Annotated in this window: 16 protein-coding genes and 1 pseudogene; 16 read left to right on the plus strand and 1 reads right to left on the minus strand. The window is 43.6% G+C overall.

Features of this window, described 5'->3' with window-relative positions; genetic code table 11:
- Nucleotides 1–12: 12 nt before the first annotated feature.
- From AC58QC_RS05945 to AC58QC_RS06015, 15 genes and pseudogenes are all read left to right on the plus strand, one after another.
- Nucleotides 13–897, plus strand: coding sequence for a carbohydrate ABC transporter permease (locus AC58QC_RS05945; protein ID WP_497414274.1), 885 nt, complete (start codon nucleotides 13–15; stop codon nucleotides 895–897).
- A 128-nt stretch (nucleotides 898–1025) separates the two neighbouring features.
- On the plus strand, nucleotides 1026–2783 hold the full coding sequence (locus AC58QC_RS05950) for a sensor histidine kinase (RefSeq protein ID WP_497414275.1): 1758 nt from the start codon (nucleotides 1026–1028) through the stop codon (nucleotides 2781–2783).
- A complete protein-coding gene (locus tag AC58QC_RS05955; protein ID WP_497414276.1) occupies nucleotides 2780–4384 on the plus strand; it encodes a response regulator transcription factor in 1605 nt (534 codons plus the stop codon). Before AC58QC_RS05950 ends, AC58QC_RS05955 begins: the two co-directional genes overlap by 4 nt.
- 100 nt (nucleotides 4385–4484) lie before the next feature.
- Nucleotides 4485–6023, plus strand: a complete 1539-nt coding sequence (locus AC58QC_RS05960; protein ID WP_497414277.1) for an ABC transporter substrate-binding protein — start codon at nucleotides 4485–4487, stop codon at nucleotides 6021–6023.
- Between the two features lie 97 nt (nucleotides 6024–6120).
- A complete protein-coding gene (locus AC58QC_RS05965; RefSeq protein ID WP_497414278.1) occupies nucleotides 6121–6933 on the plus strand; it encodes an SDR family NAD(P)-dependent oxidoreductase in 813 nt (270 codons plus the stop codon).
- 195 nt (nucleotides 6934–7128) lie between these two features.
- The gene (locus AC58QC_RS05970) at nucleotides 7129–8688 is read left to right on the plus strand and encodes a glycoside hydrolase family 43 protein (protein ID WP_497414279.1); all 1560 of its coding nucleotides are present in this window, start codon (nucleotides 7129–7131) and stop codon (nucleotides 8686–8688) included.
- A gap of 18 nt (nucleotides 8689–8706) precedes the next feature.
- The gene (locus AC58QC_RS05975; RefSeq protein WP_497414280.1) at nucleotides 8707–11520 is read left to right on the plus strand and encodes a family 78 glycoside hydrolase catalytic domain; all 2814 of its coding nucleotides are present in this window, start codon (nucleotides 8707–8709) and stop codon (nucleotides 11518–11520) included.
- A complete protein-coding gene (locus AC58QC_RS05980; RefSeq protein ID WP_497414281.1) occupies nucleotides 11517–13823 on the plus strand; it encodes a glycoside hydrolase family 2 protein in 2307 nt (768 codons plus the stop codon). The genes AC58QC_RS05975 and AC58QC_RS05980 overlap by 4 nt, the downstream gene beginning before the upstream one ends.
- Nucleotides 13824–13959: 136 nt before the next feature.
- Entirely contained in the window at nucleotides 13960–15516 is a 1557-nt protein-coding gene (locus AC58QC_RS05985; RefSeq protein ID WP_497414282.1) for an extracellular solute-binding protein, read from the plus strand.
- Nucleotides 15517–15540: 24 nt separating this feature from the next.
- Complete coding sequence (locus AC58QC_RS05990) at nucleotides 15541–17736, plus strand: AraC family transcriptional regulator (RefSeq protein ID WP_497414283.1); 2196 nt, start codon at nucleotides 15541–15543, stop codon at nucleotides 17734–17736.
- Between the two features lie 242 nt (nucleotides 17737–17978).
- Nucleotides 17979–18884, plus strand: a complete 906-nt coding sequence (locus AC58QC_RS05995; RefSeq protein WP_497414284.1) for an ABC transporter permease — start codon at nucleotides 17979–17981, stop codon at nucleotides 18882–18884.
- A 2-nt stretch (nucleotides 18885–18886) separates the two neighbouring features.
- Nucleotides 18887–19756 (plus strand): carbohydrate ABC transporter permease, encoded by an 870-nt coding sequence (locus AC58QC_RS06000; protein ID WP_497414285.1) that lies wholly within the window; start codon nucleotides 18887–18889, stop codon nucleotides 19754–19756.
- A gap of 71 nt (nucleotides 19757–19827) precedes the next feature.
- Nucleotides 19828–21420, plus strand: a complete 1593-nt coding sequence (locus AC58QC_RS06005; protein ID WP_497414286.1) for a type 2 periplasmic-binding domain-containing protein — start codon at nucleotides 19828–19830, stop codon at nucleotides 21418–21420.
- A 107-nt stretch (nucleotides 21421–21527) separates the two neighbouring features.
- Complete coding sequence (locus AC58QC_RS06010) at nucleotides 21528–24173, plus strand: glycosylhydrolase-like jelly roll fold domain-containing protein (RefSeq protein ID WP_497414287.1); 2646 nt, start codon at nucleotides 21528–21530, stop codon at nucleotides 24171–24173.
- Nucleotides 24174–24229: 56 nt separating this feature from the next.
- Nucleotides 24230–24334: pseudogene (locus tag AC58QC_RS06015) on the plus strand (sigma factor); the annotation flags it as partial.
- Nucleotides 24335–24413: 79 nt separating this feature from the next.
- On the opposite strand, the gene AC58QC_RS06020 reads toward AC58QC_RS06015, so the two are convergent.
- Nucleotides 24414–25265: a helix-turn-helix transcriptional regulator gene (locus tag AC58QC_RS06020; protein WP_497414288.1), complete on the minus strand. Its 852-nt coding sequence runs from the start codon at nucleotides 25263–25265 to the stop codon at nucleotides 24414–24416.
- 152 nt (nucleotides 25266–25417) lie between these two features.
- Here AC58QC_RS06020 and AC58QC_RS06025 point away from each other — a divergent pair, with 152 nt between their 5' ends.
- Complete coding sequence (locus AC58QC_RS06025) at nucleotides 25418–26212, plus strand: sugar phosphate isomerase/epimerase family protein (protein ID WP_497414289.1); 795 nt, start codon at nucleotides 25418–25420, stop codon at nucleotides 26210–26212.
- Nucleotides 26213–26216 lie beyond the last annotated feature (4 nt).

The raw sequence follows: 26216 nt of genomic DNA on the forward strand, positions 1-26216 counted from the left end.
AGGTAAACACCCATGCACAAAGAGAGCAGAGGCTTGACGTTGTTCAGCCACATTATGATGTTTGTATTTGCAGTCGTTTCTATTCTCCCTTTCATTCTGCTCATTTCCGCGTCGCTAACCGACCAGAATGATATTATAGCAAATGGCTATTCATTCATCCCCCATACGTTTAGTACGGCTGCCTACGAATATTTATATGATAGAGGGGGAGAGATCGCTCGTGCTTACGGAGTGACCATCTTCGTAACGGTAGTCGGAACGGCAATAGGAGTAGCTATAACGGCGCTTCTGGCTTATCCGCTTTCCCGAAGTGGTACGCCATATCGCAATTTAATTATGTTTATTGTTTTCTTCACCATGCTATTCCATGGAGGTTTGGTTCCTTCCTACTTGGTTTACACCCAGTTATTCCATATCAAAAATACAATCTGGGCCTTAATCGTGCCGGGTCTCCTGATGAACGGGTTTTACGTGATGTTGATGAGAACGTTCTTTCAGACGACGATTCCTAGTGCATTGATTGAATCCGCACAAATCGACGGAGCTGGCGAATATAGGACCTTATGGTCCATTGTGCTTCCGCTATCAACACCTATTCTTGCAACGATTGGGCTTTTTGAATGTATTATGTACTGGAATGATTGGCAGTTGGGGATGATTTATATAACGGACCCTAAACTGTTCAGTATTCAAAACTTGTTAAATCGGATTATGCAGGATATTCAATTCCTCACGACTAATATGACCAACAATACGAATGATGCGATGCAACAAATGCCGACAGATGCTGTGAAAATGGCGATTGCCGTCATTGGCGTGCTACCCATTTTAGTGGCGTACCCTTTCTTCCAAAAATATTTTATTAAAGGAATTATGATCGGAGCTGTAAAAGGATAACTTGCCGACAGAATCTCCTCATATGCGCAACGCCACAACTGATGTATTCGGGTTGTGGCGTTGTCAGTTCTGATAAAAGTATGATAGGTTTACATTTTAATGGATAAAGCAAAAGGAGTTGAACGATCATGTTTGCGCCAACAGGGTACTGGAGACGTGCTTCACTGCGAGCAAAGCTAATCGTAAGCGTACTGATCATGACGATACCGCTAGTGGGGATGCTCTTCTATAACAACTATTATGCCATTCATGTCGTTCGCGGCCAGGTTGCGGATTCCTATAACAACATGTTGAAGCTGTATACGAATCAAAACGACTCCCAGCTAGACGATATCGACTCGTATATGAGAACAGTGGCAGGTTCTGGTTACGATTTGCTATCTCTAAGCCAAGAAGTAAGGGATGGCGAGTACTACAGTGCAAAAATTTATTTATTTAATAAATTAAGTAAAGATATTAGTTTATACGATCCTATAAGTACTTTTTTCGTATATACGGATCATAGGCAAGACTATTTTAACATTTCAAAGAATAACCCTTCTGCCATTAAGGAAAATGAAATTATCCAAACATATATGATTGATTATATTCATTCTGAGCGATTTCCGTCGGAGAGTTCCGCTAAAGCTTGGAACTATGTTCAAATTAACGAACAAAACTACCTCGTTGATATTGTTCATTCAGGAGATACCTATCTTGGAGCTTTGGTTAGTACAGAGGAATTAGTAAAGCCTCTTCGTTCTCTTCAAATTGGAGAGGAGGGAGAGGTGTTATTAGCCAATACGCAAGGGGAACCGATCTCAAATTCCAAGCTTGTAAGTCAATATAAGATTGAATTGCAACAAAAAGTAAACGAATACTATATTTCGGGAATTCAAAAGAGATTTCTTGTCGTTGGAGCTCCATCCCATCGTGGTGATTTCAGTTTAGTTGCACTGATTCCGGATCAACATATATTAGCCAATTTGCCGTATCTCCAGTCCATCGTGTGGTTTATTACGATCGGCGCTTTTCTCTTTATTCCGATGGGGTTGTATGCAATGCGGCAATCTATTCTAGTGCCTTTATATCGATTACTGCTCACTATGAAGAAGGTTCGAGAAGGCGATTGGAGCAGCAGGGTAGCGCTTCATAATACCTCGGGGGAATTTCAAGTGATGGGTGGGGCATTTAATGCCATGATGTCGGAGGTTGAGCGGCTTCGCATTAACGTGTATGAGGAACAGTTAAATAAGCAAAAGGAGGAATTACAGCGGCTCCAGCTGCAAGTGAATCCCCACTTTTTCTTAAATACGCTGAATATCATTTATAATTTGGGTAAAATCAAGAACTATGAACTGATTTTGGAAATGACGATGTCTCTCATCGAGTATTTCCGATTTATGTTTCGCAGCAATACCTCGTTTGTGGCGCTCAAAGATGAACTGAATCATACTCGGAATTATTTGAAAATCCAGAGTTTGCGCTTTCCAGAGAAGCTGAAGTGGGCGATTAACGCTCCGGATTATTTAGCCGATGTCCCCATCCCACCGCTGGTTATCCAATCGTTTGTTGAGAATGCGATTAAACATGCCGTTTCGCTAGATGAACTGCTTACGATTGACATACGGATTGAATTTTTAATTGAAGAACACAGCTCTAGAATGAAAATAAGCATCAGTGATACAGGACCTGGATTTAGAGCGGATATACTGGACAAACTGCAGGCAGGTCTGAGTGTGGAAAATGATCGCGGAGAGCATACGGGGATTTGGAATGTAGAAAGGCGAATACGCCTATTATACGGGGAATCCGCATCCATCCTATATGATAACGACCAAGCGTCGCACGGAGCTAAAATAGAGTTGATTATTCCTACGAATCCAGGAATGGAGGAAACCAGATGAACGTTCATTTGCTCATCGTAGACGACGAAGTTCTCGCTATTGAAGGGGTGAAATCTGATCTTGATCTTACTAAATTGGGCATCAGCCAATTGTTCACGGCCATTAATATCAGACAAGCCAAGGAACTCTTTGGGAGAGAACGAATCGATATTTTACTGTGCGATATTGAAATGCCTCAAGGCAGCGGGTTTGATTTGCTGACTTGGGTGAGAGAGCAACATCCGAATACTGCAACGATCTTTTTTACAAGTCATGCTGATTTCCGATACGCCAAAGAGGCGCTGCAACTAGGAAGTGTTGACTATTTATTAAAGCCTGTTCGTGCCGCTGACTTGGAAGCGGCTATCGTCAAAGCTCAAGCTATTAGTAATCGGAACAGCGAAATCAATCGAAATCGTCAATCCCATCAATTATGGCTTAAACATCACGCTTTTATTATAGAAAGGTTCTGGGTGGACTTAATCAACCATTCGATACCGAGTCAGCCTGCCGCGATACGTGATCAAGTAGAATTGCATCATATTCCCATTACGGAAGAATCGGTCTTTCTACCTATTCTCATTTCGGTACAGCGGTGGAAAAAAGGCTTAAATCGCAGGGATGAGAAGATCCTGGAGTATGCGCTTAAAAATTCAGCCGAAGAGCTCATGATCGGTGATGGCGTTAATGGAATTTGTTTTCATCTAGATCGAGGTATGTTGTTAATTATTATGGCAGCCAATCGCGGGACGAATTGGGCGTACGATCAACTTTACGAAGCATGTGAACAGTATATAAAGTCTTGTAATGACTATTTTTACTGTGATCTCTCTTGTTATTTTGGGCGCGAAGTGGCAGCGCATGAAATGGCTGAGATGGTAGCTGATCTGCGAAGATATGATCGAAATAATGTGGCTTTCGTGAATCAAGTTTTTCCTCAAACGGATAATGGCATCTCCATGCCGGTTGCTAAGTTGCCCGGATTAGGTGTGGTTGCCTCTCTTATGAAGCAAGGCACGAAGGAGGCCGTCGTTCAGGAAGTGGAAGCGATGCTTGGCAGTCTGGTCAACAATCAAGCTGTAGATGCTGAGATTCTGCATCAATTCAATCAAAATTTCACACAAGTTATCTATTCCTATTTGAATTTGAGAGGGATAGAGGCCCATCAGCTACTTGGCGATGAAGAGTCTCGGCGTGTATCGGAAATGGCAGTGCGCTCTATTACAGATATGTTAGCCTGGGTTCGTCATGCTGTGAGTAAAGCGATGATCCACGCAGAAGCGGTGAAAGAGACGGAAAAAATCGTTCAGACTGTGAAAGCCTTTATCTCGCTTAACCTGGATCAGGATATGACGCGCGAAATGATTGCGGATCAAGTGTTTCTCCATCCTGATTATTTAACGAGAATTTTCAAAAAAGAGACTGGTTATGCGCTCTCCGATTATATTGTGCTCGAAAAAGTTAAAGTCGCCAAAGAGTTATTGTCCCGAACAGAGCGCTCAGTTAGCTCAATTGCCTCGACTTTGGGATATACGAATTTCTCTTATTTTACGAAACTATTCAAGAAGCACGTCGGACTAGGCCCAATGGAATATAGAAGTCAAAACTACAAAGATAAATAAGTCGTGAAAACGCTATTATGATGTCGGTGGAGTGTTAGTCGCTCCCTTCATTGAACGATATGATGAAGGAGTAAGGAATGATACTTCTGGGGGGAATACGATGAAAAGGAATTTGAAGTTGGCGACATTGTCTCTTGTTACTGTGATGTTATCAGGTGTGATTGCTGGGTGTTCATCTTCGAAAACGGAAGAAAGTAATGGTTCCGCTGCAACGGCAACTCCAGCTTCCAGCGCAACTGCGAGTAATGCTACAAAAGATGCGTATGAGATCGCAATTGCTATGCCGGCATTTGGAGCAGTACCGAAGGACATCCAAGCGGTTCAAGATGAAATTAGCAAGATTACAAAGGCTAAAATCAACGCTACTGTCAAAATCATGCCGATTAGTATCGGGTCTTGGTCACAACAAATGAATTTGATGACTTCCGGCCGTGAGAAACTGGATCTATTCTTTGAGTTTGGTGCGGGATACAGCGCTGATGTGGCGACTGGAAAAATTATTGCGATCGATAGTTTGCTCGATAAGTATGGTGAAGGAATCAAAAAACAGATCGATTCCGTCTATCTGAATAGCGTTAAGATTGAAGGAAAGACCTATGGCGTGCCTGTCTATAAGGATTACACAACGGGAGTTCCTGGGGTTCTGATGCGGAAAGATTTAGTAGATAAGTACAAAATTAATGTATCGGCTATTAAGACGATGGACGACCTAGATCAAGTATATAAAACGATTAAGGATAATGAGCCTAGTATCGCGCCACTCGGAGCCGGGTTATCCACGCCTGCAGATGTTTATGTTTGGTATGATAAGCTAGGGGATCGATTAGGTGTATTACCTGGGTATGACAACGGTTCGAAAGTTGTGAATTTGTTTGAAAGCAAGGAGTACGAAAACTATTTGAACAAGGTTCATAGTTGGAATAAGGCTGGATATATCAACAAGGATGCTGCTACAACGCAAGCTAACGCCTCCGATTTGTTGAAAGCTGATAAGGCATTTTCTTATTTCATCGGACTTAGACCAGGGAACTTGGAATCAGAAATCCGAGCGAATGGCAAAGATCTCGTTTTTGCACCCTTGATGTCTAATATATATTCGACTACATCCAATGCACAGGGTGGATTGTGGACGATATCTACGAACTCTACGAATCCTGAACGCACCATGATGCTCATGAATCTGATGTACACGGATAAAGACCTTGCCAATTTGTTTATCTACGGCCTTGAAGGGAAGCACTATGTGAAGGCTTCTGAGAATGCGATCGATTATCCGACAGGCATCGATTCGAAGACAGTTGGATATTCGATTCAAAGTTGGATATACGCTAACCCATCCATCGCATATCAGATGAAGTCAGACTTGCCTGAAATGTGGAAACTGACGGCTGAAGCCAACCAAAAAGCAATTAAATCGAAAGCGCTTGGCTTCACATTTAATTCGGAGCCAGTTAAGAATGAGGTTATTGCGCTTAAAAATGTAACCGATCAGTATGCCAAAGGTTTGGAGACAGGCACACTCGACCCGGTCGATAAGTTAGCAGACTTTAGAGCTAAACTGAAAGCCGCGGGTATTGATAAAGTAATTGTAGAAAAGCAGAAGCAGCTTGATGCTTGGGCAGCAGCTAACAAAAAATAAAACATCAAACTGGATTTCCATTGATCGGTGGAGCGCTTAGCCCGCGCTGGCGATCGATGGAAATTCTTGTTTTAAGAGGATAAAGGGAGGATAAAAAATGAAAGTTTTCGGCAAAGTGATTGTGGTCACAGGAGCAGGAGGCGGTATAGGACGCGAATTGGTCCTACATCTCCTTTCAAAAGGGGCGAGTGTTGCCGCTGTTGATATTAACAGAAATGCGTTGGAAGAAACGATTCATCGAGCTGGTGAAAAAAGTGGGAAACTATCCACGCACGTCGTAAATCTAACAGATAGAGTGGCAGTTGAGGCACTTCCAGAGCAAGTCATTGCTCGTCATGGGGCAGTAGACGGAATCATTAATAATGCTGGGATTATTCAACCGTTTGTACATGTCAATGAGCTTGACTTTGATAAAATCAAACAAGTCATGGATATCAATTTTTACGGCACGCTTTATATGACGAAGATTTTTCTGCCATATCTGTTGAAAAGACCTGTAGGACATATCACAAACATTTCTAGTATGGGCGGATTTCTGCCGGTTCCCGGCCAATCCATCTATGGTGCATCCAAGGCAGCTGTTAAACTGCTGACTGAAGGATTGTACGCTGAACTTAAAGATACGAATGTGAAAGTAACTGTCGTTTTTCCAGGTGGTGTTGGTACAGATATTATGAAAAATTCGGGGGTAGAAGGTTTTACAAATAAGAATACAAGCGAACAAGATATTTCCAAGTTGTTAACACCTAGGGCAGCGGCCGGAATTATTGTTCAAGGAATGGAAACAGATCAATACAGAGTGTTAGCAGGTAAAGATTCTAAGATCATGGATACACTATATCGTTTAAGTCCAAAACGAGCAGCAGGGCTAATTGCGAAAAGTATGAAGAAACTTATTGAAGTAAAATAATAGTTTGAAATCTAAGGCCTGCTAGATGGTATCTCTAGCAGGTCTTTTTTATACCCCTGAACAAGAGGTCGGCAAAACGTTATGGATACGTCGTGAGAGTGTTAGTGAGCAATATTATAAAATCTTATGATAATAGAAAGCTCTGCAGTAGGCAGTATGTTGGAATAAGAATTGCAAGAAGAAAGGGAGATATCAATGACTGATTCATCGAAATCCATTCAATATGCTAATCCGGTTATCCCAGGGTTCCATCCAGACCCGAGCGTGTGTCGGGTAGGTTCCGACTTTTATCTAGTTACAAGTTCTTTTGAATATTTCCCAGGCGTTCCGATCTTCCATAGCCGTGATCTCGTTCATTGGAAACAGATTGGACATTGCCTTACCCGCCAGAGCCAGTTGGATCTGGAAGGCTGCAGAAGCTCGATGGGCATTTATGCGCCAACGCTTCGCTATCATAACGGCCGTTACTACATGATTACTACGAATGTGAAAATGTTTCGCAACTTCTACGTATGGGCGGAAACTCCGGAAGGTCCGTGGTCTGATCCTATTTGGCCAGAGTGGCCGAGTGTAGATCCGTCTCTGTTTTTTGATGATGATGGGCGGGCTTATATAACTGGAACTGGTGGATTCTTCGGAGATGAACCCAAGGGGATTTATCAAGCCGAAATCGACATCGAGTCAGGTAAGCTGTTATCTGAACGTCGACTAGTCTGGCAAGGCACGGGCGGTAAATCAGCGGAAGGTCCCCACCTGTATCGGGTGAATGGGCAGTATTACTTGATGATTGCAGAGGGTGGAACCGAATACGGGCATATGGTGACGATCGCAAGGAGCGCTTCACCATACGGACCGTTTGAAAGCAATCCTGCCAATCCGATCCTAAGCCACCGGAGTACGGGAAGTCCCATTCAAGCGACAGGTCATGCGGATCTTGTCCAACTGGAAGATGGAAGCTGGTGGGCGGTTTTCCTGGGCATTCGTCCTGTATCCGTTCCATTTAGCGGAAGGCATCACCATCTGGGACGAGAAACGTTCCTTGCTCCAGTTACTTGGTCAGCGGAGGGCTGGCCTGTGATCGGAGATAACGGCAAGATTGCGGAGAAGATGGACGCTGAAACGCTGCCTATCGTACTAGATGATATGCCTACACCGGACGTTGATGATTTTAATGCCAATAAGCTGGGGCTGGAGTGGAATTTCTTAAGAAATCCGCGTGCCGAGGATTGGTCTCTTGAAACGCGGTCGGGCTGGTTGACGCTTCATGGTTCAGAAGTGACCCTGAATGATGCGAGTTCTCCTGCATTCGTCGGGCGGAGACAGCAGCATTTCAAGTGCAGCGTGTCTACGTTCATGTCATTTGATCCTGTTCATGAAGGCGAAGAAGCGGGACTTACCGTGTTTATGAACGATCGCTTTCATTATGAAATCGCGCTGGCTCGTGGCGTGGATGGTCAACGCAAAGTCATTCTGCGCAGGCGAATTGGATCATTATGGAAGGTGGAGCTTGAAGAAGCTTACGATGGCACAGAAATCATTCTCGGTTTGGAAGCGGAACCTGCTCAGTATTCCTTCTACTTCGCAGCACCAAATGGAGAACGTAAGCCTTTCGGCTCGGGGGAGTGCTCATTGATTTCGACCGAAGTGGCCGGTGGTTTTACAGGTGTGTATTTCGGCTTGTATGCGACAGGTAATGGCAAACGTTGCGAATCACCAGCGTCATTCGATTGGTTTCAGTATAAACATAATTCATAGCTAAGGGAGGTCTCCGACATGTTGGAAGTCATAGCATTGCGAATGGAATATTTGGAAAATCCATTGGGACTGGATGCCAAAAAGCCTCGTCTCGGCTGGAAGCTCCGTAGTGACGGTAGGAATGTTTTACAAACCGCCTATCAAATTCAAGCTTCGGCAACCGAGAGCTTCACGGATCTGATGTGGGACAGTGGCAAGGTGGAGACGAGCCAATCGCAGGGTAATTTGTATGAAGGCCCGGAATTAAGATCACTTGAGCGCGTGTATTGGCGAGTTAAGGTTTGGAGTAATCAGGGAGGAGAGTCATCCTTAAGTAGTCCTGCTTTTTTTGAAACGGGGATGTTGAATGCTTCAGATTGGGTAGCTCATTGGATTGAACCGGAGTCAGAAGTGGACATATCCGCGTATAAACCGTCTCCCTATATTCGTAAAGAATTCACTGTAAAAAAGGGACTCGTATCAGCTAGAGCTTGCCTTACTGCGAAGGGGTTATACCGTTTTTATCTGAACGGAATTGAGGGGACGGATCATCTGTTCACGCCAGGGTTCACTTCATATCATAAACGCTTGCAATATCAAGTTTACGACATAACTGCTTTCCTGCAAGAAGGCCCAAATGCACTAGGCGTCATCCTCGGAGATGGTTGGTGGAGGGGATCTACAGGCGGAGCAAATCTCAAGAACAATTTTGGTTATAAAGTAGCTTTCTTAGGGCAATTTGTGTTGGATTACGAGGATGGCAGCCGTGAAATCTTCGGCAGTGACGATTCTTTTAGAACTTCTAGCGGACCGTTGCTGAAATCGGATATGAAAGCGGGTGATGTGTATGACGCTAGAATCAACATCGAGGGATGGAATCAGCCGTCGTACGACGACTCCACTTGGGAGCACGTCCAGCTCAAAGCTGATGGATTCGATAATTTAATCGCTACCCGAAGCGTCCCGGTAAGAGCGAAGGAAAGATTTACTCCCCAAGTGATGCGCACGCCAAATGGAGAGACGATTCTCGATTTTGGTCAAAATATCGCTGGCTGGGTAGAAATGAACGTTCAAGGCGATGCAGGGACTGAGATTGTACTTATCCATGGAGAAGCCTTAGATCAGCACGGGAACTTCACCTTACAAAATCTAGCAGAGCATGGAACATTGGAAGATTTCCAAGAGGTTCGTTACATCACAGCTGGCGATGGTGTTGAGAGCTATAGTCCACGTTTTGCGATCTTCGGATTCCGTTATGTTCTCGTTAAGAATTATCCGGGAGAAATCACACCTGAGAATTTTACAGCTGTGGCGGTGTATTCCGACTTAGATGAAACGGGAGATTTCACTTGTTCGAATCCGTTAATCACCCAGTTAGTATCTAACTCCAAATGGAGCCAGAAGGGCAACTTCATGGAGGTACCAACCGATTGTCCAACTCGGGAAAGAGCGGGATGGACAGGGGATGCGCAAGTATTCTCTAGAACGGCGTCAGATTTCATGCATGTGTATCCTTTCTTTGAAAAGTGGATGGCTGACGTAGCAGCCGAGCAATTTGCTGATGGTTCTGTCGGCAGCACCGTGCCAACTGTTATCGGGCATCACAGCATGGAGGAATGGGAACGATTCATGGCTGATAACAAAAATCCGATGGTAGCCATGCGCAGGCCCAAACCGGGTACAGCCAGTATTCTTGATGGTTCTGCCGGCTGGGGTGATGCAGCGGTTATCATTCCTTGGACGATGTATCTATGTTACGGAGACAAGACGATCTTAGAGAAGCAGTTCGATTCAGCCAAAGCATGGGTCGATTACATGGCTGTCTGTGCGAAGAATACGAATGAACTATTCCAAGATTCGCCTGCTTATCACCATTTTACGGATGGGGAACGTGACGCTGATTACATTTGGGATACGAAGTTCCATTGGGGAGAGTGGCTTGAAACGGACACGGAAATGAGAGATCTCATGGCCGTACTGACTAAAACCAAAGGAAACCATCCGGATGTATCTACCGCGTACTTCGCCTATTCGACTCGTTTGTTGGTTGAAATGGCAGCTGTGCTCGAGAAGACTGAGGAAGAAGCCAAGTACCAAGCGCTGTATGAGAAAATTAAACGCGTATACAACCAGTATTTTATTAAGGATGATGGCTCCATCTTGGAAGGTAGACAGGCACCGAATGTCCGTACGCTTGCATTTGACTTGGCATCTGATGATAAGAAACAGGCGGTCGCAGACAAGCTGGCACAACTGGTTATTGAGCAGGATTATCACTTAAACACGGGATTCCTTTCGACACCTTTCATTCTTCAAGTGCTAGCGGATTACGGTCACGCAGATGTTGCTTTCCGGTTGTTGGAGCAGGATAAGTGCCCTTCATGGCTGTATGCGGTCAGTAACGGTGCGACGACCATCTGGGAGAGTTGGAAAGGGATTAAGCCTGATGGCGAATTGTCTGGGTCCCTGAATCACTATTCGTATGGAGCCGTGTGCAACTTCCTCTTTGCGGGTATAGCGGGCATTCGTCCTGTTTGGGAGATACCTGGTTACAAACATGTTATATTGAAGCCTTTGGTTGGCGGAACGCTGACCCATGCATCCGCTACCTATGAGTCCCCATATGGCACGATTACATCAAGTTGGGAAACAACGGATCGTGGCATAACATATCGTTTTGAGGTGCCAGCGAATACGACAGCGACGATCATGCTTGCAGGCAATGAAGACGATCTCAATGGTGTATCGGGTGATTACCCAGATGCTCACTACGAAAATGGACGTATTGTAGTTACGGTGGGAAGCGGCGAATATCAGTTCACAATTCAGGTAGGGAGTGTGGCAACACAATGAGAAAAACGATTGGGTTCAATAATACTTGGAAATTTATTCGGCAGAACATAGAGCAAGCTGAAAGTGTAGGGTTCAATGATGAGAATTGGCAAAGTGTAACTATTCCTCATACATGGAACTCGATAGATGGCGCAAATGGTTATGAATATTATCAAGGTGCCTGTTGGTATCGAAAGACTTTTACGGTTGAGCTTTCTTATGAAGGAAATAAACTGTTTATTGAGTTCCAGGGCTCGAACAGCATCACGGATGTCTATGTCAACGGCCAACATTTGGGCCAGCATAAAGGTGGGTATTCTATCTTCAGATTCGACGTAACAGATGTCGTTAAATATGGTACTGCCAATGTACTTGCGGTAAAAGTGGATAATTCCGTTGTGGATGATGTTTATCCGCAGAAAGCAGACTTTACGTTCTACGGAGGGATATACCGCGATGTGAATATGGTGGTTACAGCGCCTGTTCATTTTGACTTGATGGATCATGGTTCACAAGGTGTTTATATTGTTCAGGAAGAAGTAACTCAAGAAAGAGCCAAACTGAACATTAAATCTATCCTTGTGAATGACGGTAAGGAAGAGAAAAAGGTTAATTTATGGGTAGATATTCTGGATGCCGACAAGCAAGTTGTCAACTACGCCACGAAGGAAGTTGTACTCGCTGCAGGAGAAACACAAACCGTAGAACTACCTTGCGTCATCGACACTCCAACACTTTGGCACGGTAGAAAAAATCCATATATGTACAGTGCCAGCCTATCCTTGATTAGCTTTAATGACACGATTGATGCGTTGTCGATCCCTGTTGGCTTCAGATACTTCCATGTGGATCCTGAAAAAGGTTTCTTCTTAAATGGCGAGCATCTGCCTTTGAACGGCGTATCGAGACACCAAGACAGGAAAGATATGGGCTGGGCTATTTCGGAACAACAGCAAGTTGAAGACATGGGATACATTCGAGAAATCGGTGCCTCATCCATCCGGTTAGCCCACTACCAGCACAGTCAATTTTTCTATGATTTGTGTGATCAAGAAGGCATGGTAGTATGGGCAGAAATCCCATTCATTTCAATTATGTCGCAGAATGAATTGGAAGGAGTGAATGCGAAGCAGCAAATGGTTGAGTTGATCAGACAGAACTTTAATCATCCTTCCATCATCTTCTGGGGAATTCAGAACGAAATTCAAATCGGCGGTGAACGTCCAGAGGTTAGAAGGCTCGTTAGAGAGCTGAATGCATTGACGAAAAAGGAAGACCCTACTAGGCTAACGACGATGGCCAATGTTCTATTTGTTAATGAGGAAGATGAATATAACCGAATGACGGATGTGATTGGTTACAACAAATATTATGGTTGGTACCACGGGAAGACTGAGGATTTTGCACCTTGGCTGGATAAGTTCCACCGTATTAACCCCGATGTGCCGTTGTGTATTTCTGAATATGGGGCAGAAGGTATTGTCCAATACCATAGTTCCGATCCGAAAGTTAAAGATTATACGGAAGAATATCACGCCCTGTTTCATGAAAAGGTTTGGAAAACCTTCGCGGAAAGACCTTATCTTTGGGCGACGTATGTCTGGAACATGTTTGATTTCGGAGCGAATATCCGAGACGAAGGCGGCGTGCAGGGAAGGAACAACAAGGGTCTTGTTTCCTATGACAGAAAGATTAAGAAAGATGCCTTTTACATGTATAAGGCTCATTGGTCCGAAGAGAAATTTGTTCATATCACTAGCAAGCGCCATGTTGATCGAGCAGAGAACAGCATCCAAGTTAAGGTATATTCCAACTGCAAGGAAGTAACACTCTACGTTAATGGAACTGAATGTCAAACTAAAATCAGTGATGATAAAGTTTTCATTTTCGAACAAGTATCCCTTGCTGAGGGTATTACTGAAATACGAGCGGTGGCCACTGAAGAGAACACGCGATACGTAGATATTGTGAAGTTTAACAAAGTGGACGAACCGAATCCAAGTTACAAAGCCCCAGTTGAGGAAAAAGGGGAAGAGGTACAGAACTGGTTCCAAATGCCCGATATGGATGGCCCGATGGAAGAATTACAGATTACGGACGATGTTTACTCGACGCGTTGTACGTTTAAAGAGCTTTTCGAGAATGAAGTTGCGGCAGCGGTGTTAAATAAATATTTGGGAGAAGGCTTTAGAGCGCAACCAACATATAGCATGACGCAAGGATTTAAGATCGATATGTTGGCGGAAATGGCGCCCGACCACTTCACTGACAAGTTATTATATGCACTAAATAGAGAGCTTACAAAGATTAAAAAGAACATGTAATATCCATAAAGAGTAACGAAAAAAGCCGATGATTGCGGCTTTTTTCGTATTTTCACCAAAAGCAAGTACAATGTTGGGCTTGAGCCTCACAATGATATAATATTAAAATAATTGAAAATTGAAAGGGGCAAGAAAGATGGCAATACAATCAAGAATGATGCGGATGATTGCATTGTTAGCCGCAAGCGCATTGCTTGCCCTAATAGCGGCAGGATGTACAAGTGCAAGTTCAGGTAATAAAGATACTGAAGCTAGAAAAACTTCTGAGAGTGAACAGAAAAAGGAAGTTAAGGCAGTGAACATTCTCATGTTCAGTGATTATGGAAGAATGCCTGGGCAAAACGATAAACAGATGAAATATGTTACAGAGCAAACAGGTATTGTAGTTAATACATCAACGCTTCCTTGGAATGGTGGCACTGACTTTACAAAGGGTTTAAATGTTAAGATTGCTGCTAATGAACTACCGGATCTGTTCTTACCTCACGGGGTTGAAGATACGCTGCTCAAGCAAGGTGCTTTACTTGCCCTGGATGATTTGCTGCCACAGTATGCGCCTACCCTTTGGAAGGCTATTCCTCAAGATGTGTGGGAAAGTGTGCGAGCTAATTCTCCAGATGGAAAAATTTATTTTATCCCGAGAGTTAATTTGTATCCTAGATATAGTTCATTGATTCGCAAAGATTGGCTAGACAAGGTATACATGAAGATACCGACAACAAAGGATGAATATGTTGCTGTCCTTAAGGCATTTCGTGATCAAGATCCCAACGGTAACGGTATAAAGGATGAGATTCCTACCAGCGGTCGAGAAGCGGGGCGATGGATGGATGACATATTTTTAATGTACGGCGTTGCTATGGTAGAAGGGTACCCGGTTTGGGATCTGTATAACGATGAACTTGCGTACTCAGCTGTTACTTCTAATATGAAAGCAGCTCTTACTTTTGCCAGAGAACTTTACAAAGACAAATTGCTGGATAATGAAACATTTTTGAATAAAGAATTAACCTGGAAAGCAAAGATTCAACAAGATAAGGTTGGCGTCTGGTACCATGTTCCCTATGGAATTAAGCAAAACTTTTTCGAGAATTTACCTAAATTAAATCCGAATGCTTATATTGTCGGAATGCCGGTCCCCAAGGTAGAAGGGTTCGATGGTTTTACTCCGAGACCGCTTATTAATAATATGGAGTGGGCGATTCCCAAATCGTCCAAAAGCGCAGTGGAAGCTATGAAGCTGCTTGAATTTTATGCGAAGCCCGAGAATCGTAATTTTGCTTCTTTTGGAATTGAAGGCGAACATTTTGAAATGAAGGATGGCAAAAAGAAGAGGCTGCCTATCAGTTCGGATCAAACGTATCTGATCGACTTATTTCCTGTTATAACAACGGAGCAGATGGCAATGACACTTCAGGATCAGTATGAACCGAAGGTTGCCCAGATGATGATAGATGCGATGATGGTAGCTGGAAGTGATGGTAAACGGATTGCCGGCGATGGCATTCCTATATCGATCTATGATGGCTTTCCGGACATTAAATCGAATAAGCTCTATCAAGAATACATGACCAAAATTATTGTCGGTGATTGGCCGATTGAAAAATTTGATGAATTTATACAAAGATGGAAAAGCAGTGGTGGAGACGAAGTCACGAAACGGGCGCGTGAATGGTATGCTAAGAAGAAATAATGAGGGAAAACGGCAGGGGAAAGCATGAATGTATACAAGTACAAAGCGAAACTGATTTTCTCGAATATCAAAACTAGATTAATTCTCATACTTACACTGGTCATTTGCCTCGCTATTGCTTTGGTTGGTACTGTCATGTACAGCCTCGCCAGACATTTACTATTAGAGGAGATTAAAGTTCCGCACCAGCAGATGTTGACCTTTGTCAGGGACGATGTTGACAGGAAAATGAACGATATTATGACAACGTCTATTTATGCAGTTCTCGACCCGCTGACGATCGATTTCTTGCGTTATGACAATCATAAAAGTATGGATACCATACTTGGGGTTGTAACAATGTTGGATACACTAACTCAAAATAATTCGCTCATTGATAGTATCTATCTATATGATGAAAAAAATCGCCATATTGTTGGCAGTTCTCCCTTCGGGTTTAATTCCAGTATTGATACCTTTGGTGACAAGGGCTGGTTGTCTCAATTATCTTTAGCTGAACAGGACGCAAACAATGTGACTTTCGCTAAAAGGATGAAGGATCAAGGCGAAATGATAAGTTTCATTAAACGAATATACGAAGATAACAAAATATCCGGATACCTGATCATAAACTTGAAATCCTCCAAACTATTTTCTCAAATCATTCCTGAAGGTTCTGCTAACAATGAGGCAGTTCGAATCATTCAAGACTCAAAAGGAGAAACTTTATTCTCCATTGGCGAAAATAATAAAGAGCAGGTGAACGCCAATAAATATTTTATTACTCGCCTGACTTCAGCTTCAACGCAATGGAATTACGTTTATGCGGTTCCTCAAAAACAGATTTTTGGCAAATTGTATTGGATTCGGACCATGACTTTCGTAGTGTCCGTGGTTACCATGTTGATCGGAATGCTGATTATCTTCCAAGTTAACCGCATTACGTTTAGACCTATTGAACGATTGATTAAAACAGTTCGGAGCCATCGAAATGAGGCGTTAGAGGTTGACTTCACTCAGTTGGAGTCCTATGTCGGCAGACTGCTCACACAACTTACTTTCTTGCATGGCAGCAACAAAGAACTAAAAGCCAAATTTATTCAAGATATGGTTTACGGAAGACTGCGCCGTAAGGAATTTGATCGGAAATGGCGGTTGCTTTACTCAGAATGGCGTTCTGACTTGCCTATTTATGCGGTTATTGTTTCGGTGGATGCCTATTACAATTGGTTGAATGGGTACAAGCAAGATGATCAGTTATTACTGAAGTTTGCAGTAGGTAATATTTTCGAGGAGATTCTGGGAGAGAGTTTTAGGGTGCAGTTTGAAGATTTAACCCAGGATCGCAGTGCCCTCATTGTACAACCCTTGTCTACTGATATGGATGAGCAAATGCTCTATGATAAACTTTTGAATGGGATTGAAGTGACTGATAAACTGTTGAAAATTTCATTATCAGTAAGTGTCGCCGAATCGCTATATCCGATTAGCGGTGATCTCAGCAGTCGCTACAAACAAGCTGAAGTGTTACTGCTGGATCGCTTGTATATGGGGTATAAAAAACTTCATTTGCCGGAGCAAACATTACCATATTCAGAAGCGCAAGGCCCTGGCTCTAAAAATGAAACTATTCATGAAATTGCTCAGGGGATTAAAGAAGGAAAGACAGAATATACAAACAGCATTTTAGAGAAAATACGGATGGATTGGGAAACGTCAAATTCAAAACCTCTGCACGTATACCGCTGGTATGCCAATGTAATTAAGGAAATTATTACGAAATTCAGAGACCCAGAAGATGAACAGTTCCAGGAAATCATGGATTCGTTGGATTCCCTTCAAACGTTAACGTTTTCAGATTTGCATCAAATGACATTAGATGAAGCTACCTATCTAGCAGAAGAAGTGAAGAAGAGAAAACCAACAAAACATGAGAATTATTTTAGGAAGATGGTCGAGTACATCCAAGAGCATTATCCAGAAAATATTGGCGTGTCGCACGTAGCGGAGGCAGGAAGCGTCAGTCAGTCTCAGGCAAATGTCCTTTTTAAACAAGAAACCGGAACTTCGATTTACGATTATATTACACAAGTACGAATTGAGAAAGCGGAAGATCTACTTAAGAATACGAATTTGAAGGTCATTGAGATTTCTGAGAAAGTTGGATACGCTAGCGAAAACAGTTTTATTCGTAACTTTAAAAAAATTAAAGGGATTACCCCTGGTAAATTTAAAGAATAAAAAGATTAATAACTGAAGCGGAGTAGCTGAAAAAGCTCTCCGCTTCTATTTTTTTACCATCATATTCAACAAATCATATCTAAATCCACCATTACTCCGGTAATTCATTGGATTCAGTGATGGAATGGAGAACTTCGATGTTGAGTCCAGATACAGATGACCGTATTGTTGGATCAAATAGAAGTAGAGGAGTCAGGTGGAGCTGAAGCTAATCACACTTCTAACATCAGGGGGGAAATAAATTGAAAGTAGTTGCATCTCATCGAATGAAGGTGTTTTGGCCGCTATATGTCATGGCCATACCAGGTATAGTTTTTCTCATCATTTTTAAGTACATTCCGCTTGCGGGTTCCGTGATCGCTTTTCAGAACTATTCCGTGTTCAAAGGGTTTCTTGATAGCCCTTGGGTAGGCTTTAAAAATTTTGAAACGCTATTCCATTATCCGGATTTTATGAGGGTGTTCAGTAATACATTGGTACTTGGATTTCTACGAATTGTAATCGTATTTCCAATCCCCATTCTTTTGGCGCTCATGATCAATGAAATTCGAAAATCGGCCCTGAAGAAGGGAGTCCAAACGGCTCTGTATGTGCCACATTTTCTATCATGGGTCATCGTTTCTGGTATTGTGTTTGATTTATTCTCAGTAAGCGGATTGTTTAACATTGTGATGGGATGGTTTCACCATGAACCCACATTGGTTATGCAGGAAAGCTCCTACTTTCGTGTTGTATATGTGTTGACTTCCATTTGGAAAGACGCGGGATGGGGAACGGTTGTCTACATGGCAGCCATCAGTTCGATAGACCCACAGTTATACGAATCAGCGATGATCGACGGAGCATCTAGCTTCAAGCAAATCCGGCACGTTACATTTCCGCTGCTGCTGCCGACCGTGTTGGTGTTGCTATTACTTGAAATTGGCAATTTTTTGGATTTAGGTTTTGACCAAGTATTTAATTTACAAACGCCAATGACTTATAGCGTAGGGGATATCTTAGATACTTACGTGTTCCGGACAGGCATACAGCAAGGGCAATATAGCTTCGCGACTGCCGTCGGACTATTTCAATCGTTAATCGGATTCATTCTGGTATTTACGTTCAACAAGTTATCAAAAAAAGTGTCAGACGGGGGGTTGTGGTAAGCATGCTGGAATCTAGAGGGGAAAAACTATTCGGTTCAGTCGTTACTATTATCCTCCTGCTTGTATCCGTTATCGCAATGATACCACTGCTTTCTGTGCTCTCGACATCGTTCAGTTCTAAACGGATGGTGGATATGAATCTGGTCACCATTTGGCCGAAGGAATTTACGCTCGCTTCCTGGGATTTTATGATGTATCGTCCCGACCTATGGAAGTCGTTCTTCTTGACGCTGGGCACAACAGTAATTGGAACGATTTTGGCGCTGCTTGTCACGGCCCTTCTTGCGTACCCACTGTCGAAATCGGAGTTCCGTTGGGGCCCCGTCATTATGATCGGTGTCGTGATTGCGATGATCTTCAAAGCGCCGCTTGTTCCTTATTTTCTGACAGTTAAAGGTATCGGGCTTTACAATAACCCATTGGTGTTAATCATACCCCATATCTTAAATCCATTTAATTTAATCATTATGCGCACATTCTTCAAGCAGTTTTCCAAGGAGTTGGAGGAAGCTGCGTTCATAGAAGGATGCGGATATTTCCGCATGCTGTTCCAATTTGTACTTCCGCTTTCTAAGGCCGTGTTAGCCACGTTGGCTTTATTCTACGGTGTTGTCTTGTGGAACCAGTTCCAGCATCCACTGATGTTTTTGCAAGATACGAATTTATTTCCGCTGCAAATCAAGATTCGTCAATTCATCACGGACGATAACGTTTTGGTTACGGGAGCCGTCTCTACAGCTGGTTTAGCTTATAATGAGCGCACACTTCGGGCGGTAACGGTTATTTTTGCCATGATTCCTGTTGTCGCGGTATATCCGTTCTTGCAAAAGTACTTCGTTAAAGGAGCTATGCTGGGTTCTGTGAAAGGGTAAGCTTACATTGGTTTTACGGCTCATAGAGTCTTGGAACATATACGATTTCAACAATTAGGGGGAAACTTGGAATGGTCATTAAAAAGCTTGGGGTACTCGCGACCGTCAGTGCTCTTGCGTTTACAGTCGTGACAGGCTGTAGCGACAAAACGAATTCATCTGAAAGTGCAGCTACTTCGTCGGCTAAGCCGAACCAGGAGGCAACTGCGAAAGCCGAAGATATTGTAGATATTGAAGTTTGGGGAACAAACATCGGCTATAAACCAACCGAAAAAGGCAGCAAATTGTATGAATTTTATAAAGAAAAATTAGGCGTAGGCGTGATTAGCCCGTATGTGGAATGGAATGGTGGAACTGCTTATTTAAATCAATTAAATCTAAAAATCGCATCAGGTGAACTGCCCGATTTGTTTTTACCTCAGCAGGGTCTCGAAAATAGTTTAGCAAAAAACGGAGCTATCGCCGATCTGACCGATTTGCTGCCGAAATATGCGCCTAATTTATGGGCAGCTATTCCGAAGGATATGTGGGACATTGTGAAAGCGAATGATCCCACAGGTCAAGGCAAAATTTATTATATTCCTGGCATGGTCGATTACGGAAGATATTCAGGTATGATCCGCCAAGATTGGTTAGACAAACTGGGCTTACAGATGCCGAAGACGCAAGACGATTATGTTAAGGTTTTGGAAGCATTCCGGGATAAGGATCCTAACGGCAATGGACAGAAAGACGAGCTTCCGGCTGGCGGCCGTCAAGAAGCGCGCTGGATGGATCAACTGTTTGCGATGTATGGTGTAGCTATGTTTGAAGGCTATCCGGATTGGGATCTATACGATGGCAAATTAACGTATTCCGCAGTATCACCGAATATGAAGTCTGCGTTGGAGTTTATCGCCAAGTTGTACAAGGACGGATTAATCGATAAAGAATCCTTGCTGAACGATAAAGCGAAGTGGGACGGCAAGGTTGCTGCTAACAAGGTAGGAAATTACTTCCACTGGGCCGAACAAACTAATCTTTATTTGGATAATTTACAAAAGAACAGCGGAGTGAAGGGGACTTTTGCTTCTCTTCCGTTACCAGAAGTTCAAGGTTATAAGGGTTTCTATACGTGGAAGCGGTTTACACCTCCAGCATGGGTTGTGAAGAACAACAAGGATCAAAAAAAGTTAATGGCAACTTTAAAATTACTGAACAACATGTATGACAAGAAGAATTGGAACGCTTTGTACCTTGGTGTTGAAGGCATGCACTATACGATGAAGGATGGTAAAGCCGTTAAACTTCCGGATGATAAAAGCACTCAAGAGAATCTTATCCTTGATCCTTATTCCAAAATTTCGACCCTTGATTTTACAAGTAATCTTATGAAAAGCACTGCATCGGAAGACAGAATGTGGGAAATTGATCAAACCGTACAAATCATGAAGGATGCCCAAAAGTATGCGAAAGTCATTTCTGGAGATGGAATGCCGGCTAGCGTCTATGAAGGGTTCCCAGATATCAATAATAGAACACTTTATATTGAGTACGCGAGCAAGATCATTACAGGGCAGTTCCCGATCAGCAAGTTCGATGAATTTGTAGAAAAGTGGAACAAATCGGGCGGCGAAGAGGTTACGAAGCGCGCAAGAGATTGGTATGCAAAAGTGAAAAAATAAGTTGTGAGTGCTAAATATCCGCGCGGCTTCTCATTGGAGTCGGGCGGATATTTCCATCCAAGCTCGGGATTGAACAATCATGGCTGATATTAGGGGGCTTCAAAATCATGAATAATCGTCTTAAGGAAGTACTTGAGGGTCAAGAACATAATTATATCCTTCCATTTCTCTGGCAGCATGGTGAGGAAGAACTGGTGATACGTGAAGAGATGGCTCTTGTTCATGAAGCTGGAATCGGAGCCGTTTGTATCGAAGCTCGTCCTCATCCGGATTTTCTAGGACCGAAATGGTGGACGGATATGGACATTATTATGGACGAAGCTCGAAATCGCGGTATGAAGGTATGGCTGCTTGATGACGATCATTTTCCAACTGGACATGCGGCGGGGAAAGTGAAGGAGGCTCCGGAGGAGCTCCATCGTAAGTTTTTAGCTGAACGCTACATTGATACCCTCGGTCCTGCACAAGGAACCTCTCTGCTGCTAGATACTTTGTTACTGCGTGGGCTTAGGCCGACGATTTCTGACACTCATCGAGCAACTGGCAAAAATAAATTAATCTCCGTTGTCGCGGTCCGCCGACATCCTTCGAATGGAGAAATACTTGATGAACGTATGGACATCACGGATCTTGTGCAAGACGGTATCCTCTATTGGGATATCCCTGAAGGGTATTGGCGCGTTTTTATCATGTCCGAAAATAAGGATGGCGGCAGCTTGCAGCAAGAAGATTATTTGAACCCGCTAGACCGAGATTCCGTTCGTATTCTGCTCGACACGGTGTATGAGGCTGTGTATGAACGATACAAAGCAGATTTCGGAAAGACATTTGCCGGATTCTTCTCAGACGAACCGGGATTTTACAACGATAAGACAACCTTTGACTTCAATTCAAAACCAGGAAAACAAGGAGTGCCGCTTCCTTGGAGCAGTGAAATGCCGGCCTTGCTCGAGCAGGCGTTGGGTGAGAACTACCGTGAGCAGCTATATTTACTCTGGCATGATGGTGGAGAAAAATCTAATATCGTACGTTACGCTTATATGAATATCGTCAGTAAGCTCTACGCGGACAACTTTTGCAGCCAAATCGGCGAGTGGTGCAGAACTCGAGGGGTAGAATACATTGGGCATGTACTTGAAGACAACAATGTGCATGCAAGGCTTGGCCCCGGCCCAGGTCACTTCTTCCGCTCAATGTGGGGACAAGATATGTCTGGCCTCGATGTAGTGCTGTGGCAAATTGTTCCCGGCTTCGATGAACTGTCTTATAGCAAGCCGGGTGGGGATACAGATAGCGAATTTTTCCACTATGGCCTCGCTAAGCTTGGTGTCTCGCTAGCACACATCGATCCCAAAAAACAAGGCCGAACCATGTGTGAAGTGTATGGGGCATACGGCTGGGCAGAAGGTCTGAAGCTAATGAAATGGCTCACAGATCATATGCTAGTCCGCGGTGTCAATTATTTTGTCCCGCATGCTTTTTCTCAGAAAGCACCCGATCCGGATTGTCCACCGCAAATGTATGCAGGTGGGAAAAATCCGCAGTACCGCTATTACAAGCATTTAAATCAATATATGAATCGGATCAGTCACCTGATTTCAGGAGGAAGGCATATAGCTTCTGCGGCTGTCGTTTATCATGCTGAAGCTGAATGGTCTGGGAAAGCGATGTATTTCCAAAAGCCCGTGAAGCAATTGATGCAGCATCAGATCGACTGCGATGTGCTTCCCATTGATATTCTTCTTCGTGATGCAGGTGTGATAAACAACAAGCTGCATGTCAATAATGAGGATTTCCAATGCCTAATCTTCCCTTATGCAGAGGCGGTTCCTGCAGCGATGATTAGGCGGCTAACGGAGTTTGCTGAGCAAGGGTTAGCTGTTCGTTTTGTAGACGGACTTCCGGAACGATCTAGCGAGGGAATTGATGTTTCATCCGATCTAGCTTCCCTTGCCAATCACAAGAACGTAAAGGTTGTTGCTCTAGAGGATCTGGCTCAAGTGCTTATTGCTGATGGACATTATGAAATTTGTGTCGACGAGCACGAGCCATATCTTCGGAACTATCACTATAGTCATGATGGGTTGGATGTTTTTATGTTTTTTAACGAACATCCGCATCAAACCATTTTTAGAAAAGTAACTTTGCCAGTTCAAGGTGATCTATATGCCTATGATGCATTTAGTAATCAGTTGACTAGTTTACATGTAAATCGGGAGAATGGTGTGAATGCGGTGGAGGTTGTTCTTCATGCGTATGAATCGATCGTGCTACTTCATGGTACTGCCCTTGAAGGTTATGGGGCTTTCCCGCAGAATACATGTGGCTCTGGAGTTGAGCTAAAGGGCGAATGGAGCGTATCCACTGCAGAGTCTGAGCATTATCCTCGTTTTAAGGAATGGGGGAAACTGGGGGCTTTAACGAATATGAGCGGGCCTAGCTATTTACCTCGATTTACAGGTACTTTCCGTTATGAGACGGAATTTGAGTGGAACGAGTCTGCGGACCAAGCAATTTTAGACTTGGGTGAGGTCTATGAGACGGCGGAAGTGTGGATCAACGGTGAGGAAGCAGGCGTGCGCATTTGTCCGCCTTATCACGTTGAGATCCATAGCTTAATTAAAAAGGGCAAAAACAAGCTAATTATTGAAGTTACGAATACGTTAGTGAAAGAACAACCTGATTTCTTATCGGCATTTGCGCAGCAAGAACCGAGCGGTCTCCTTGGGCCTGTTCAGGTGATTAAATTATGATAACAGCAAGGCCCTATGATTCAATCGTAGGGCCTTTAATTTGCTAACAATTTACGTTGCTTCGTGTCCATATCCTCAAAAAATTCGACAATACAGGAGACGATTTGGAAGATTTGATTTCGATAGGGACGATCGGTCTGATCAAAGCTATCGAGTCCTTCTCGAATAAAATCGTGATCTGGTATGTTGACGGATAACACAAGGTACATTCGGTCCCAAATTTGAGTTGTAACTAATGGATTAAGGAATCACTGTCCGCTGCATGCGTTCACGATATTGTTTAGGCGAAGCAGCATATTGTTTCTTAAACAGCGAGTAGAAGTAGCCCGGGTTATCAAAGCCCGCCTCTGCAATAATTTCCAAGATCGGCTTAAGGGTATATTCCAACTGATTCGCTGCATAGTAGAGCCGCTGCTCATTAATCCACTCAGAGGGTGACCGTCCAAACCTTCTGCGAAATGTTCGGCATACGTGTTCATAGGAGCACGGTGCCAGTTTTTTCAACCTTGGAATTCCGGGTATATAATTTTCCCGGAGGCTCATCTCCGAAAGGAGTCGATCAATCCAGGCTTCCCCCGCGGAGTCGGCCGGGATTGATGGCAAGAACAGGTGCATAATCATATCGGCGATGAGGGTACGGGCATATAGGCGAAAGCGCTGTTTTTGATTGCTAGGAATAGCCGCGAGCTGATCCCACGACTGGATTTTAACTAAACGTTCCTCCTTTGAAAGTTGAATATGCGGTGGCAACTCGGCCGTTAGTAGGGAACACGTATGTCGATCGATTCCTAAGTAATACAGTAAATTGTTCAACATGTCGCAGGAGAAAGTGAGATTAGCCAAACGCCAGTGCTGGCTATTGTCCACCTTATAGGTATGGGCATCATGAGGACGGATCAATACAAGATCTCCTTCCTGCAGAGGTATGAGCTTGCCATTCACGATATGGGTAATCGCCCCCTCTGTCAGCATGAAGATTTCATAAAATTCATGTGAGTGCGGTACACCAGAGATATTGATCATGGAATCATGCCAATTGAAGTGTACCCCGGTGTAGGCGTCGACACACTGCTCCTCGGATAGAATAATCACAAGTTTTGTCTCCTTCACGGATCAATATAGTGGAATGTTAGATCAAGGAAGGGTAAGAAATATGGGGTTTAATGAGATATAATTATAGTAGATATATCAATATAATGCTAGAAATGCTAGGTGTACATAAAATTGTCAGGTGGTGGATTCTAATGAGAGTATCCATGATTTCAGCAAATTATTTCGGCCGGGCATCCGGTTACAACACAAGTATGGAAGATTGGGGCGCTGCGGAGCGTCGCGTTATTGAAAAGGCGAGTCTGCTTGAATTTGATGCGATCTGCTCGGACATCGCTGGCGCTGGCTTTACCTATCTGGAATTGTGGATGGCGCACGCTTTTCCCAAATTTATGACTCCTTTTCTTGCTGATGAGATGAAAGCGATATGGGAGGGGCATGGTTTGACGGTGATCGGTTATTCCTGTTCAGTAGGTGATCCAATACGCTGGCCACGTTGGACAAAACTTTGCTTCGAAACGTGCAAAGTGCTAGGCATTGATACCATTGTCAGTGGATTGTCCAAGGAAGCGGCACCGGCTATTTACGAATATTGCCGAGAGTACGGGATTAAGTTTGCGGTGGAGAACCATCCAGAGAAGCATCCTAATGAGATTCTTGACATCATTGGTGATTACGGAGATAGGCTTGGAGCCTGTGTGGATACTGGCTGGTTTGCAACGCAAAGCTATTCAGCTCCAGCTGCGATCAGACAGCTTAAAGATCATTTGCTGCATATTCATCTCAAGGACGTTGGGGAAGCTGGAAAGCATAATACAACACGGCTGGGTGCGGGCGTAGCGGATATTGCCGGATGTATACAAGCGATTAAAGAAATCGGTTATGACGGAACAATCTCGGTTGAGCATGAATGCGGTGATCACGATCCAACAGAGGATTGCGCCGACGGGCTTCGTTGGTTAAAAAAAGAATTTCCACAAGCACTTTAATAAA

This window comes from Paenibacillus sp. J22P51, assembly GCF_059692215.1.

Coding starts and splice junctions, on each gene's coding strand:
- AC58QC_RS05945 (WP_497414274.1), top strand. CDS start 13: ATGCACAAAGAGAGCAGAGGCTTGACGTTGTTCAGCCACATTATGATG.
- AC58QC_RS05950 (WP_497414275.1), top strand. CDS start 1,026: ATGTTTGCGCCAACAGGGTACTGGAGACGTGCTTCACTGCGAGCAAAG.
- AC58QC_RS05955 (WP_497414276.1), top strand. CDS start 2,780: ATGAACGTTCATTTGCTCATCGTAGACGACGAAGTTCTCGCTATTGAA.
- AC58QC_RS05960 (WP_497414277.1), top strand. CDS start 4,485: ATGAAAAGGAATTTGAAGTTGGCGACATTGTCTCTTGTTACTGTGATG.
- AC58QC_RS05965 (WP_497414278.1), top strand. CDS start 6,121: ATGAAAGTTTTCGGCAAAGTGATTGTGGTCACAGGAGCAGGAGGCGGT.
- AC58QC_RS05970 (WP_497414279.1), top strand. CDS start 7,129: ATGACTGATTCATCGAAATCCATTCAATATGCTAATCCGGTTATCCCA.
- AC58QC_RS05975 (WP_497414280.1), top strand. CDS start 8,707: ATGTTGGAAGTCATAGCATTGCGAATGGAATATTTGGAAAATCCATTG.
- AC58QC_RS05980 (WP_497414281.1), top strand. CDS start 11,517: ATGAGAAAAACGATTGGGTTCAATAATACTTGGAAATTTATTCGGCAG.
- AC58QC_RS05985 (WP_497414282.1), top strand. CDS start 13,960: ATGGCAATACAATCAAGAATGATGCGGATGATTGCATTGTTAGCCGCA.
- AC58QC_RS05990 (WP_497414283.1), top strand. CDS start 15,541: ATGAATGTATACAAGTACAAAGCGAAACTGATTTTCTCGAATATCAAA.
- AC58QC_RS06000 (WP_497414285.1), top strand. CDS start 18,887: ATGCTGGAATCTAGAGGGGAAAAACTATTCGGTTCAGTCGTTACTATT.
- AC58QC_RS06005 (WP_497414286.1), top strand. CDS start 19,828: ATGGTCATTAAAAAGCTTGGGGTACTCGCGACCGTCAGTGCTCTTGCG.
- AC58QC_RS06010 (WP_497414287.1), top strand. CDS start 21,528: ATGAATAATCGTCTTAAGGAAGTACTTGAGGGTCAAGAACATAATTAT.
- AC58QC_RS06025 (WP_497414289.1), top strand. CDS start 25,418: ATGAGAGTATCCATGATTTCAGCAAATTATTTCGGCCGGGCATCCGGT.